Here is a 13929-nt window from a genome sequence, read left to right as displayed (position 1 = left end):
CGTTCTATGCCCAAGGAGGACCACCGATCCATTAGCGCAAGGAATTCCTTTCCTTTCTTGCGGATCATCCTGATCTCCTCTTCTCTGACACAGGCAGCGCTGCCTGTGTTTTTTTGCATTCCAAATAACCTTTAGAGGATGATGAATAATGGAACAACCGAATCAAAAAGCGGTCATCGTCGGCGTTGAGCTTCAGAATCAAACCGACTTTGCCTATTCGATGGAAGAGCTGCGAAACCTCGCAGCAGCCAACAGCATCGAGGTCGTTGACGAGATCAGCCAGAAGGCGGCACGCATCAACCCTACCCATTATATCGGGACCGGCAAGATCCAAGAGCTGCTCGCGCTGCTCGAAGCGCATGATGCTCACGTCGTCATTTTCAACGATGAGCTCTCTCACTCTCAAATTCGCAATCTCGAGGCTGCCTTGGAGCGAACGGTTATCGACCGGACGATTCTAATCCTCGATATCTTCGCGGAACGCGCCAAAACAAGGGAGGCCCAGCTTCAGGTTGAAGTTGCTAGGCTGCAATATATGCTCCCGCGGCTCGTTGGACTCCGCGCGTCGCTTGGCCGCCAGGGCGGCGGTGCCGGCCTCAAGAATAGAGGAGCCGGGGAGACGAAGCTTGAGCTGGATCGCCGCCGGATCGAGGAGAGAATCACCGCGTTGCAGGCTGAGCTGGATAAGCTCGTGGCTAGGCGCCAGATTCAGCGGAAGCAGCGGCAGAAGAATGAAATGCCCGTCGTCTGTCTTGTCGGATATACCAATACAGGCAAATCCAGCTTAATGAACGCCTTGCTTGAGAAATTCAATCCTGAGACAACGAAGCAGGTGTTTGCGAAAGATATGCTGTTTGCAACGCTAGAGACATCTGTAAGAAGCATCGACATGCCGGATAACAAGTCTTTCCTGCTCACGGACACCGTAGGGTTCGTAAGCCAGCTGCCCCATCATCTTGTCAAAGCGTTCCGCTCGACTTTGGAGGAAGTGACCGAAGCGGATCTGCTCGTGCATGTCGTCGATTACGCCCATGAGGAATATGAGCAAAATATCGCCGTAACGAATGAGACGCTTAAGGATCTGCGAGCCTACGATATCCCGACGATATACGCCTATAACAAATGTGATTTAACCGACCATCCTTATCCCGCCGTCAACGACAGCAATGTCTTTCTATCTGCAAGAGACAGAAGCGGCTTGGATGAGCTGATTCAGGTGATCCGCGATCATATCTTCGACGATTATATGAAATGCGAGCTCCTCATTCCGTTTAGCCAGGGCCGACTTGTCGCCTATTTCAACGAGCATGCTCATGTGGAAGCGACGGAATATGAGGCAGAGGGCACAAGAATGAAGCTGGAATGCCGCGTATCCGACTTCGAGAAGCATCGCCAGCATGTCACTGTGCTATAAGATAAGCTTCATTTTTGACCCTTACCGTTAACTAAAATAAGAGCTGCTTTCCATCTAAGTGGAAGCAGCTCTTTGTTCACTCTTCTCAGCCTGTAAAGTACAAGCGTCTATCCGATTAGCCCACATCCTGAGGATGCGGCTCGGCAATCAGATCTACCGCTTTCGCGTTCGCTTCAACCTGCTCGGGATCCTTGCAGCCGGGGATGACCGCCGTAACAGCCGGATGCTTCAAGCACCATGCAAGCGCCCAGCTCGCCATAGCAATGCCCTGAGGAACTTCCTCCCGCTGAATATGCTCCACTTCGAGCAGCTTAAGCCTTGTGCTCTCCTTATCATGCCTATGGCGTACATCGGTATCGCCGAAGACTGCGCCTGGCTTATACTTGCCGCTAAGGTAGCCGCTCGCTAGCGGCACACGCGCAAGCACGCCTAGATCCTGCTGCTGGCAGGAAGGGAATACTCGCTCCTCAGGCGCACGGTCCAGCCTGTTGTATACGACCTGAATGGCGCGGGCGTTCACTCTTGAGGATGCTTCCGTCTGATGCAAGTTGTCATTGCTGCCAATGGAAGTGCCCAGAAAGCGGATTTTGCCGGCTTCTATTTGTTTATCCAGCGTTGTCCACAGCTCATCATTATCGAAGGCTTGGTCCGGCCCGGAATGAAACTGGTAGAGGTCAATGTAATCTGTCCTAAGCGCCTTAAGCGAAGCATCAAGCTGCGCCACGACACCCGCTGCATCAAAGGAATCGGTGCGTGTGAAGCGCTCATGGAAGTGATGGCCAAACTTCGTTGCAATGATCCAATCTTCACGTTTGCGGCGGCTAATATAGTCGCCAATGAGGGATTCGGAGAGATGATCGCCGTAACATTCCGCAGTATCGATGAGATTAATGCCAAGCTCCTGGCCTTTATCCAGAATCGCATCTGCTTCCTCCTGCGTATATTCCCTGCCCCATTCGCCTCCGAACTGCCATGTTCCAAGACCGATGACCGATACATGTAGCCCCGTACTGCCGAGTCTCCTATATTTCATGAACAACACTCCTCCCATTGCGTTATGGCTTGTCCCCTTTATTCTACCTTCCACAACTGCAAATAGGAAATAGGCCGCTTTGCATGCGGCTATACGATTACTTTGCCAAAAGCCTGAATGATATCCGCGCGGAAGGAGGTTCCTGCCAGCTTCCGAATTTCCTCGTAAGCCTCCCGCTTAGACATTGCTTGGCGATAGGATCTTGGCGTTGTCATGGCCAGAAATACTTCCACTACGCCGAGCATTTGCGAAAGCAGTGGAATCTGATCCTCCTTCAGACAATAAGGGTAGCCTGTACCGTCAACCTTCTCATGGTGATAGAGGAACACGTTCTGCACCTCCAGAAATCCCGGAATGCCCTCGCACAGCTCCTTCGCCATATAGCAATGCTCCTGCACCACTTCAAGCTCAAATTCCGACAGCTTTCCTTCCTTTTCGAACATATAATCGGGGAGCTTGACCCGGCTTACGAAGTGCAGCAGCGACAATAGCTCGATCTCCCAATCCTTCGTCTGCGTGCCGCCATACTCCTTCCAAAGCCCCTTCAGCAGCAGGCTCATTTCACTTATTTCTTTGCGTGAGGTTTGCGTTTTGCGCTCCCCGACGGGTACGAAGCATTGCAGCATATGAATGATTTGTTGCTTCTGCTGCTGCAAAGCGCGTACTTCAAGCTGCTTTGCCTGCTGATGGCGCGCAATAACTACAATGCCTCCAAGCAATACGCTCCCAAGCGCAAGCAAGATTCGCATGAAGGCAGACAGCACGGTCGCATCCGCCTCTCCGCCCATGCCAGTCGTCCCGGCAACCGTATAGACAACGAAATACGCGAAAAAGAAAATACATGAGTATGCGTACTCTCTATAAGTCGTAAGCAAGCTGCACATGACCGGAATAAAAAATACAATGACCCATATCTGTCTAAACAGCATCGGGTAATAAAGAGAAAGAGCAAGCATGATCAGATATAAAAATAATACGACAATAAGCTTTATGTATTTGCTGTCCCCAAACAAGTTTTTCTGATAATCGAACATCCCCCATGCGAGGACGGCGATGGTCATCGCGGCCATGACAAATGCTAAAGACATATTGCTTCTGTTAAATGCAGCATCAACGATCGCTAACAAGGCGATCATAGTCGTCATGCAGCCAATCAAGATCAGAATCATATGATGGATCGGCAGGGAGAGCAGTTTATTGTATTTCATGGATCTCCCTCCTGATTTCCATGAAATCAACGTTCTCTTTGGACTGGAAGACACTCGACCCATTCATGACTTGCTGTATGGCGTGCAAGATGTGCTCAGGGTCTGTATCTTTCATTAAGTAACCGTCAATCCCGGCCTTAAAGGCAAGGTAGATGTCTTCACAATCGTCAAAGGCCGTTAACACGACAATTTTTATATGAGGTATTTTGTTTTTCAACCGTTTGGCACCCTCAATAATAGAGACACCTGGCATCTTCAAGTCTGTAAGCAGGAGATCGGGAAGCAGCTCCTCAGAAACCTCAACTGCTTCATTCCCATTTGAGGCTTCCCCTACAATGCCATAAATATCGCTGCTTTTAAGCAGCATGCGGAGACCTAGCCTTGCATAGGGCCGATCATCTGCAATCACTACCTTATACATAAGCCAAGCTCCTCTCACGCGGAATAGCCGCCATTATGGTTGTTCCCATCGTTTCGTCAGAACGAATGGATATCGACCCGTTCAACGCTTTTATCCGATTCGTCATGCCATTAATCCCAAATTTGCCTCCCTGAACCGACTCGCTGTCATTCATAATGCCTTCCCCATCGTCTTTAATCATGATGTTCCATTGAACGCTCGTTACTTCAACTTTCACATGAATCATCGTTGCTTTTGCATGCTTTATGACATTATTGGCTGCCTCTTCAATGAAATGGTAGATGGTCTCTTCGATTTCAATTCTCTCTTGAGCAATCCAGCCTACGTTCTCGTAATCAAGCCTCACGCCAGTATGGTCCGTAATCCGGTGAAGCATCCTTTCAATGGCATCATGAAGATTAAACCTTCGCTTCTCCCCTTTAAGCTCCGTAATGAATTTACGGATATCGCGATGGCTCTCTTTCACCTTTTTTTCCATTTCCGTCAACAAGGACAGCGCTTCGTCCTTCGATTCTCCCTGCAGCACATTTTTTAATTGAAACAGTTGAATCGAATAGAAAAAGAGCTCCTGCGCAATACCGTCATGAATATTTTGAGCAATGGAGTCTCTCTCCATCGCAATCGCAATATCCTTTATTTCCTTTATTTTTATATTAATGTCATAATACGCTTCAAATTTCATTAAAACGAGCTGAATATACGCTTTTTGCAGCATAGACAGCTCTCCCGAATTGGCCTGTACGAGCAGCCACCCATATCTATTTCCGCTCCGGCCTTGCATTGCACGCATATAAAACGAAGTCATCTCTCCTGTAGGCGAGGGCAGCTGAATGTACCCTTTAGGAGAGAGACCAGCTATTTGCTCCATGCCATTCGAATAATAGGTATGCGTCCAGGTCTGCTCCAGCTGATGTGAACCCGCTCCGCTTAGGCATAACCATGCCTTGCGCTTTTCCAAAATCTCTTTTAGAAATTCCTCCACGTATTCAATTGCAGCCTGATAGCTAATTCCATTATGCAAGCGGCTGGAAGAATAGAGCTTCACTAAGGTTCGAATATGGACATACAGGCGAATGGAGCAATAGTGTACCGTCGCCGCCATGCCATAGAAGAGGATGACGTATAGGATATATGCCCCATGCATCTTTAAATATGCGTTTATAGTGATCTCCTCCAGTAGAGAGAGAAGAATCGGATTAAACAAGAAGAACAGGAACGTGACCGCGTAATAAGTCTTCCATTTCGTATATGCTTTCAGCATGGCTAAGCTTGATAGGCTATAGAATAGGAACGGACCGGTAAGCCCACCCGTTGACCAGAGAAGATAGATTTGGAAAAGCAGATCCATGCTTATCGCTAACCACGCAAGCCTTTTCAGAGATTTGTTCAAAAAAAACAAGCTGTAGAGCGTTTGAAGGCTGACTGCAGCAAGCACGAGTCCAGCGTCCCCGCTTACCAATTCTTCCGAATAGATCAAAAGGCCTATTATCAATAAAAGCCAACGACACCCAATGATGATATATAAACTGGTACGACTATGCAATATCATTATATACTCCTAGAAAAAACAAATTATAGTAGTCAAAAAGTCTTGTTTCATATACAATGGTAATTAGTGTAAAGGTAGGACTAATTAACTAATATCAGTATAGCATAACTTATTTATATATGGAGGCAACCGGCATGATTAATATGATTATCCTCGATGATCATCCACTTGTACGCCAAGGGATACGAATGATTGTATCTATGGAAAATAAAATAAACATAGTCGGAGAGGCATCCAATGCGAAGGAAGCGTTGGTTATCATGGGGCAAACGCAGCCTGATCTTGTGCTTGTCGATTTGAACTTGGGTAATGACAACGGTTTGGATTTCATTCAGCATGCTAGAAGTATGGGGCATCATTGCAAATATCTCATCTTGACGTCTTCCGCTACAAGCAATGAGCTGCGATTGGCGCAATCGATCGGTGTCGAAGGCATGTGCCTGAAGGAAGCGCTGCCGGAGGATTTATTATATGCAGTTGATGTCGTAGCAAGAGGGCGTAAATATTATGATCCGGTTTTTATGGACTCTTTAATGGATACTGCCCCCACGACCGGAGAGCTCGCATTCGCAGAGCTGACCCCTAAGGAGCTTGAGGTTCTTATATCGCTAGGCAAAGGCCGCTCGAACAAAGAGGTTGCAAGCGAGCTATACATAACGGAATTTACGGTCAAGAAGCATGTCAGCCAAATATTAGCCAAGCTGAGCTTAGCTGACCGGACACAAGCCGCCTTATATGCTTTGTCGAAAGGACTCGTTCAGTTTGAGCTCGCCAAATAGGTGGGCTTGGTACAATAGGAAGCTCCGCCTATAATAAGGCGGAGCTTCTGCTGCTTACAGCTTTAATGGCTTAGCAAGTGTGTGCATCGGCCATAGCGAGAAGGCTGCATAGCCTTTAATGTCACGAAAATGAATCGGACCCAGCTCAGGATCCCTGCTGTCCAGGCTTTCTCCGAGCGTACGATTGTCACCCGCAACAAACAGCTCATCCACTCCAATAACAACCTCTTCCATATCCTCAGACTGGCCATAGGTGTAAGACTCCAGCAGCGGTAATCCGTTTACGTAGGTCACGCCCTCTGCTATGGCAACCTTATCGCCTTCAACTGCTATGACCCTTTTCACAAGGCTATAACCCAGACGATCCTCATTGATAATGACGATATCCCCGTACTTGGGAACGCCAAGAAACAAAGCCAGCTTATTGATAAACAGGACATTGCCGCTCTGCAGCGTGGGATTCATGGAATTTCCTGAAACTTTCATTAGCCCGGTCAAGTTGTTGAGCACAACAAATAGGATGCCTACAATTAAAAGAAGCCGAACCCAGCTCCATACCCCCTGTTTCTTTTGAGGCATGCCGGCTTTACTGTCCAACACTTCCAGCTCTTCTGCCATTCTTCGATGTCACCGCCTTCAAATTATTATTCGTATACAGCGTCTGTGACGGATTGGGATTCCGAGGGAACGAATGTCAATTGAGGTGGCGCATAACTTCCTGCAAGTGATTGTATAGCTTCCTTCGCACTGTCTACAATGACCTGGATCTTGTCTAGCATTTGCTTACGGTCTTGCTCGTTATTGATGACCACGTTTTCTAAAATCGCTGCTGCATATTGTTCAATTGCCTGTGCATGCACAAGCTTCTGCTCTTCCGTATATGCATCCAGCTGCTTGGATGATGCCTCTAGTCGAAGCTGCAATTCTTCCTTCAACATGGCTTTTTGCTTATCGGTTTCGGACTGGATAGAATGTTCCAAGCTCTCCATAACGATCTCGGTTTTCTTGTTAAACCAGGTTTCGATTGTAGCCCCAAGGTCTACATCTGCATAAGCAATACCCGTTGTCGCCGTGATCGCGACTGTTAAAGAAACAATTCCAGCTGCGATCTTTTTCTTTGACCACATAGCTTTATGTCTGTTCGTTCTGCTTTTCATATGAACCACTCCTTCCTTTCATGCTCAAAAAAATAACCGGGAAGCCCATCTCAAGGGCTTCCTGCGGTTTCGTTCTACATGGTTGAAAGACTACTGGATTGCTTGAACGATTGCGTCCAGTTCATTTAGAGCATCAGTTTTAAGAGTTAGACCTTTAGCCGCAATTGCTGCTTCTGCTTCTGCCACGCCTGCATCCGTCAAAATAACAAGCTCTGCTTGAAGAGCAGCAATTTTGTTATTCAAGTTCGTTTGAATTTCAGTAGTTGCTGTTGTGCTCTCGCCAGCCAGCAATGCATTCAGATCTGATTTTGTAGCAGCGATTTCAGCATTCAAAGCATCAACGGCTGCGCTTTTAGTTTTAGCTGCTTCTTCATCTTGTCTATTCAAGTAAGTGTTTTTGTGGTTTTTAATAGCTGCGTTCAGCTCTTTCTTGTTCGAAACGCCGATTGTATCAATTGCTGCATTTGCGGAAGCATTGGTTGTTCCAACAAATGCATCATATTCAGCTGGCATACTGCCTGTAATTGCATCTTGAACCGTGTTGATTTGTGTTGTATATTCACTCACTTGATCATTGATCGCTTTGTTAACATTTTTAATTTCAGCATTTCCAGCATCTCTGATGTCTCTTTGAGCTTGGCCTTTCAGGTTGCCTACAGCATCCGCATGAGCTGTTTTACTAGTCGCATAATAGTTTGCGAAATCTCCGGAAATGGTTGTTTTTACAACATTAGTAGCCGTTGTGTACCAGCCTTGCAGTTGAGTTCCCGCATTTGTTGCTGCGAATACCGTCCCCATGGAAGCTACCATACCTACTACTACTACTCCTGCTACTACTTTGCTTTTGATCATTTTCATTGTCGTCAATCTCCTCTTTTTTGGTTTATTGGTTTAGACTATCTCATTCTAATTGCTGTCTACCCGAGCTTCGCCGCCGTCTAATTGCTGCGTCAGTTCTTTGATTGTGGCCTCAGCAAGCTGTTCAAGCGCTTCGTTATTCTCGTTAGTCACTGTTCTTATGTAAGGTTCAAACGTCTGTTCCTTGGTCATACGGGCAAGCTCAGAGGCTTTTTCCCCGATTTGGCCGATATAAGCTTGGCTCGACGATTGTATGGTCAGCTTCGACTCTTCAAGGCTTACACTCAGCGCATTCGACAGATAAGCATCGGCATTGTCTGCCAAGTTGCCTGATGCGCTGCTCACGCTCTGTGAAGCTTGCAATAATCCTTCAACGACAACGTAATTCAAGATTTGGGCGGTTAGCTGATGTGATCTATCCTTGTACCAATCCTGCACAAGCAGGCTCTCATTGGATTGCGCGTATACGCTTCCGATGGCTAGGAGAGAGGAGATCCCCACTGAAGCAGCAATCCGTTTATATCGACTACGTTTCAATGTGAGGCCTCCTTTCGTTTCTCGCTAAAGCCATTATATCGCCTGCGCAAATCCGAAACGTCAGCCATCAGTGTGATTTAATTGTCTCCGTAAGAGGGGCTGCATGGTATACTTTCGTACCAGATCGGAGCAACTCCGATTCCAGGTTTTCCTTATTGGCCACCTAGCGCTATCGATTACTTCATATGAGAACCTGACTTTTGCTCAGTTGTAAAATGGAAGAAGTTGATTGAAAAGGACTGCCGAGGTGAAAAAATGTGAATGCTATGCTACAATACTACAATTGCACAGGCATACATCATAGGGAGGTTTATTGCGCGCCATGCTTATTATTGGAATCGCCGGCGGCACCGGATCCGGCAAAACTACGGTTGCCCGTTCAGTCATTGACCGTCTTGGATCAGACAAAGTAACATTCATATCTCAAGATAATTATTATAAAAATCCAACGCATCTCAGCTTTGCTGAGCGTGAGCTTATCAATTATGATCATCCGCTCGCGTTCGACATCGAGCTGCTCGCAAACGACCTCATGACACTGAGAGCAGGTCAAATGGTTTTTGCGCCCGTTTACGATTTCACCATCCACGGACGCTCAGTGGATGAGACAATAGAGCTTAAACCGAACAAGATCGTCATTCTGGAAGGGCTTCATGTGCTGGCTGAGGAGAGTATCCGCAAAGTGCTCGACATTAAGGTTTTTGTCGATACCGATCCGGATGTACGCATATTGCGCCGGGTATTGCGGGACATCGAGGAGCGTGGAAGGACAATCAAGTCCGTGCATGACCAATATTTGAATACGGTGAAACCGATGCATGAAGCGTTTATTGAGCCCTCCAAAAAATATGCGGATATCATCATCCCGGAAGGCGGACACAACGAGGTAGGCATCCAGCTGCTGTCGATACTGACCGAGAAATATTTGACGGACAGTCCGGGTATTCTGGAGTTATAGCTGTCGCGGCCATCTTATGGCATGAAGCAGAAACGGCTTCGCCGTCCTTTGTGGCAAAAGCAGTCGTTTCGCCGAGATAGATAAGCGCAATTATAGGTGAAAACTTATAAATGCTTATATACTCAAAAAGAGCACCCTTTCGGTGCTCTTTTTCATGCTTGCCTATGGAACGCTACGGCTTAGCAAATTGAAGCACGGCTATCGCTGCACGTTCTCTTCGGTCCGCATCACCGCTTCTCATCGCTTTTCTTAATATATCCAGCGCCAACTTAATGGTCTCCTGATCGACTGCACATGTACGTTCCGTGTCCCTCGCCTGTCCGAAAGGCTTATCCAGCCAATGCTCAATCTGCTCCGGCGTTACCTTCCGTTCGAGCTTTGAGATGGTCACCTTCCTATCTACAAAGGACTTCAGCTCCGGATGCAGCTCCGACCTCAGCAAGCTCTTCAGCCAAGTCACGCCTCGGCGATGGCAGAGGCCCGCTTCTTCCTCCGACGGTCTATCTACATAGTAATAGTCGCCCAAATCGCCCATATGAACATGGTCGCCATCTGCCAGAAAGAGATAATCCCCATCCTGCATATCGTAAACGAAGGAGCCGATCTCGAGCAGCCGATCCAGCAGCGCCGCCCCCTTTTGATCGCAGGCCTGAACAGCCTTCTCCTGTCCAGCCTCCTTGCTTAACTGCTCTAAATCCCCTATACCCGGCCATTCAAAGCCGACGTAATGGTCTCTCAAAAATGCAGGGACATGCCGCGCACCGTGTAATTCAGAATTGAGAAGAAAAACATTCATTCAATGTGCCTCCAATCGTATGCAAGAACCGCGCTGATGATCATCCATAAATTTTCTTTATTATCCAGCATAGGCAGCCGGAAGTAAATATGAGGACTCTCCTAATGGAAATAAGCAGCTGCAATCTCCTTGAAGATTGCGCCGCTTAATCGAATAGGTCAATGACGTAGCCCTATTTAACGCTTGTCCTTATTCCGTTTCCTTGACGAGCTCTACTTCCTTCTGAAAAATAACCTTTGCATTTCCTCCAGAAGCATTCAGCCATACGGCTTGAATGACCGCTCTTCCGCTTGTTTGTTTGTTCGAAAGGGTAACCGTCCCGTTCAGCTTCACATTAACCGCTTGGTCTCCGGACAGCTTAATCCACTTCACGAACGCGGACGGCAGCTCTGCCCCTAATACGCTAAGCCTGTATTGATGCTTTGTGCCATTATCGCTAATAGTCACCGTTTCTTGAACCTCGGAACGAATATATGCCATTAGCCAAGCATGCATGGCCGGCTTCTCCTTCTCCAGCGCTTGCTGAAAGCCTAGGGAAACCGCTTGCCAGTCAGCAGCCGTAATACCTAATCCATGGAACCATTCACTTAAGGCATACCGGTCACTTTGCTGCAATACTTCTGTTAAAGCTTGATTGATCAGCGAGCTTGCCGCTTTCTTATTTGCAAATAGCGCTGTTATTTCCTTCGGTTTTTTGGCAGCCAGCATATCGCGGACGGTTCCCTCGATTCCCTTTGCCTGACTCCCATCGCCGTATAGAAAAGCAGCCATATTTTCGATAGTCACATCCGGGCCGCCGCCGGCTTCCGTCAGCATAGCTAGCGCAGCCTGATATTCGGGATTCGCCAGCATGGCCATAAGCTGAGACGCCTGAGGGTCATACTGTAAGGCGCCGGCAGCCTTGATCAATCGGAATAGGCTGGTCTTTAGCGGTACTGCATCAACGGAGGCTGGCAGATTTTCGCTTATTTTATTCCAGATCGGATCTATGAGAAACTGCATCTCGTTATCGTCAAGCCCGGCTATTTCTTCTTGAGCGGCATGTATGTTCTGTACCGACTGGGAGCCTCCTGCTGCAATAGCCTCGTGCAGCCTATTCATGCGCTCCAGCAGGAGCGCTGGAATAGCGGGCCCGCTTCCCGTATCGGCAGCCTTCAATGTTACTTCTTTCTGGAAAAGAATGCTCTCCGCTTGTCCATCCGAGCTGATCGCCTTCGCCTGGATGACAGCAGACACCTCCGGCGTATATGGCGGGATCGTAACGACGCCATCAGGCATCACCGTCACGGCATCGCTGCCTGATACTTTGGACCATGTCAGAAGCTCGGCAGGGATGGACTTCCCAAGCACAGACAACGCATAGGCATGCTTCAGCCCATCATCGCTAATGATCGCCGTTTCCTGTGTTTCGGAGCGAAAGTAGGCGCTCAGCATGGCACTGGCAGCTGATTCGCTATGTGCAAGCTTATCTTCAAAGCTGCTCAAGACGCTTAGGAGATCCTCCGTTGTTACCCCTCTTTGCTTAAGCGCGCTGCCCAAAGCATAAAAATATGTCGTTTGCTGCCCGTCATCCGATTCGCTAAAGACCGTATCGATTGCCGATCGAAGCAGCTGCTTGCGCTTCTCTTCATTATGAAGCAGGGCGATTAAGTCCTGCGGAGATTGTCCTGCAAGTAGTCCCAGCCATTCGCCTTGCACCCCGCCTCGGGCGGCGTCATCACCGAACAGCAGGATCAGAAGCTGATCAGCGCCGTTGGAGTAAACCGGGATGATGTTATTAAGCAGCAGCTTGTAGTCAGCGTTAGTACGTATGGCATCCAACCGGGCTTCCTGCGGGTCGAAATACAAGCCTGCCGTTTCTTTCAGCAGCTGAAACAGGGCCATTCTCATCCCTTCCGCTTGAGCTGCCGTGAATCGAATCGCCAGCTTATTCCAAATGGGATCAATCAGCTGCAAGTTTGAATTCACGTCAAGAGCCGCCCACTCCTCCTGCAAGCTCCGTACATTTGACAAATCAGAGGGGGGCCCCTCTTCAAGCTTACCGTACAGCTTGCCCATTCTCGCGAAGAAAGGCTCCTCCGGGAAGCCCGCAAATGAATGCGAATGCCTCATCTCTTTCTCGAGGATGACCTTATCCGGACCGCCGTATGGATGAAGCAGGTTGACTTGAATAAGCGCTTCTGCGCTGGCCGCAGGGTAAACTAATTCCATGCCTCCGCGAGGAAAGACCTTCAGATCGGAGCTTCCCGAACGCTTGGACCAATCCAGTTGATCAGGCAAAACATAGGCTCCGAATAAACCTAAATCATAATGATAAATACGGCCGTCCGTGACATTGCCATCGTAATGGGCTATACGGTAGGTGGTCTTCACATTCGAGCGCATATAGGCGACGGCTATTCCGACAAAAGCATCCGTATCGAGCTGCAGCCTATTTCCAAAGCTTTGCAGCATCTCCTGCACGTTCAGAGCGGTTACCCCTAGATTGCGGAAAACCCTGCTGACCTGATAGTCGGACGATAACCCAAGCACCTCCTTCAGTTCGGAGAAAAGAAGATCATTTACCTTCTCTCTTTCCTGCGTCAGCGCCATTAGCGAAAACGGGTCCATATTACGGATTTCTTCTCTGACGGTCCCTTCAAGCCCTTTGCGGCTGTTGCCGTCGCCATATAAGAAAATTAGAAAATCCTCGAGTGTCAGGCTTGGCTGCCCCGCTGCGGCAGATATTGCTTGAAGCGCCGCTCGGTAATCGGCATTGCTGCGGATATTTTCCAAATCGCTGGCCTGCGGATCCAATTGGCTGACGATGACCGCTTTGAAAAACCTAAAAAGGTCGGCTTTCACTTTTTCTTTATCGACATGGGCAGGAAGCTTCAAGCTCATCTTGTTCCATATCGGATCAATAAGCGTCTGGTCATTCAAGTCATCCAGCCCATCAAGCTCGTCATGCAGATTGGACACATGCTGGGCATCGACCTGATCACCTGCAGCAAGCGCCTCATGAAACTCCGACCACTTGGCCAAGCTAGCTTTTGGCGGCGCTTCAGCGGCGCTCGCAATCCCCAAACTGCCTCCACGTACTGACTGTTTCCGGCTTCCCAGCGGCAAACCCGCGATCAGCGCGGCGAACAAACTGGAAATGATAACGGATACAACTATTTTGTTTCGCACATTCACTTTCTTCATCCTCCATTTCGATTTTAATTGTATGCATGAGTA

Annotated in this window: 13 protein-coding genes; 3 read left to right on the top strand and 10 right to left on the bottom strand. The window is 48.3% G+C overall.

The genetic code is table 11. The annotated features are described in order from the left end of the window. The first annotated feature begins 148 nt into the window (after positions 1-148). Entirely contained in the window at positions 149-1414 is a 1266-nt protein-coding gene (gene hflX, locus FHS16_RS26485) for a GTPase HflX (RefSeq protein ID WP_183569876.1), read from the top strand. 115 nt (positions 1415-1529) lie between these two features. Here hflX and FHS16_RS26480 read toward each other — a convergent pair whose 3' ends face one another. The 4 genes from FHS16_RS26480 to FHS16_RS26465 all read right to left on the bottom strand — a co-directional run bounded on the left by FHS16_RS26480 (position 1530) and on the right by FHS16_RS26465 (position 5568). Then, on the bottom strand, positions 1530-2447 hold the full coding sequence (locus FHS16_RS26480; RefSeq protein WP_183569874.1) for an aldo/keto reductase: 918 nt from the start codon (positions 2445-2447) through the stop codon (positions 1530-1532). Positions 2448-2536: 89 nt separating this feature from the next. Continuing rightward, positions 2537-3655: an HD-GYP domain-containing protein gene (locus tag FHS16_RS26475; RefSeq protein ID WP_183569872.1), complete on the bottom strand. Its 1119-nt coding sequence runs from the start codon at positions 3653-3655 to the stop codon at positions 2537-2539. Next, entirely contained in the window at positions 3642-4076 is a 435-nt protein-coding gene (locus FHS16_RS26470; RefSeq protein ID WP_183569870.1) for a response regulator, read from the bottom strand. Before FHS16_RS26470 ends, FHS16_RS26475 begins: the two co-directional genes overlap by 14 nt. Beyond that, positions 4069-5568: a sensor histidine kinase gene (locus FHS16_RS26465; protein ID WP_183569868.1), complete on the bottom strand. Its 1500-nt coding sequence runs from the start codon at positions 5566-5568 to the stop codon at positions 4069-4071. The genes FHS16_RS26470 and FHS16_RS26465 overlap by 8 nt, the downstream gene beginning before the upstream one ends. Before the next feature lie 191 nt (positions 5569-5759). Here FHS16_RS26465 and FHS16_RS26460 point away from each other — a divergent pair, with 191 nt between their 5' ends. Then, on the top strand, positions 5760-6404 hold the full coding sequence (locus FHS16_RS26460) for a response regulator (RefSeq protein ID WP_221226478.1): 645 nt from the start codon (positions 5760-5762) through the stop codon (positions 6402-6404). Between the two features lie 54 nt (positions 6405-6458). Here the strand turns inward: FHS16_RS26460 and lepB are convergent, their stop codons facing one another. From lepB to FHS16_RS26440, 4 genes are all read right to left on the bottom strand, one after another. Further along, a complete protein-coding gene (gene lepB / locus FHS16_RS26455; RefSeq protein ID WP_183569866.1) occupies positions 6459-7022 on the bottom strand; it encodes a signal peptidase I in 564 nt (187 codons plus the stop codon). Between the two features lie 26 nt (positions 7023-7048). Then, on the bottom strand, positions 7049-7561 hold the full coding sequence (locus FHS16_RS26450; protein WP_183569864.1) for a hypothetical protein: 513 nt from the start codon (positions 7559-7561) through the stop codon (positions 7049-7051). Between the two features lie 90 nt (positions 7562-7651). Continuing rightward, complete coding sequence (locus FHS16_RS26445) at positions 7652-8419, bottom strand: hypothetical protein (protein ID WP_183569862.1); 768 nt, start codon at positions 8417-8419, stop codon at positions 7652-7654. A 48-nt stretch (positions 8420-8467) separates the two neighbouring features. Next, on the bottom strand, positions 8468-8956 hold the full coding sequence (locus FHS16_RS26440) for a hypothetical protein (RefSeq protein ID WP_183569860.1): 489 nt from the start codon (positions 8954-8956) through the stop codon (positions 8468-8470). 322 nt (positions 8957-9278) lie between these two features. On the opposite strand from FHS16_RS26440, the gene udk reads away from it, so the two are divergent. Then, positions 9279-9914, top strand: a complete 636-nt coding sequence (gene udk / locus FHS16_RS26435; RefSeq protein ID WP_183569859.1) for a uridine kinase — start codon at positions 9279-9281, stop codon at positions 9912-9914. A gap of 172 nt (positions 9915-10086) precedes the next feature. Here the strand turns inward: udk and FHS16_RS26430 are convergent, their stop codons facing one another. Further along, the gene (locus tag FHS16_RS26430; protein ID WP_183569857.1) at positions 10087-10710 is read right to left on the bottom strand and encodes a DUF8426 domain-containing protein; all 624 of its coding nucleotides are present in this window, start codon (positions 10708-10710) and stop codon (positions 10087-10089) included. A 189-nt stretch (positions 10711-10899) separates the two neighbouring features. Then, the gene (locus tag FHS16_RS26425) at positions 10900-13887 is read right to left on the bottom strand and encodes a hypothetical protein (RefSeq protein WP_183569855.1); all 2988 of its coding nucleotides are present in this window, start codon (positions 13885-13887) and stop codon (positions 10900-10902) included. Positions 13888-13929: the final 42 nt, after the last annotated feature.

Source organism: Paenibacillus endophyticus, assembly GCF_014192395.1.
Classification (GTDB): Bacteria; Bacillota; Bacilli; order Paenibacillales; family Paenibacillaceae; genus Pristimantibacillus; species Pristimantibacillus endophyticus.
Note: the sequence above shows the minus strand (reverse complement) of the source record. Positions and strands in the feature narration are given on the sequence as shown.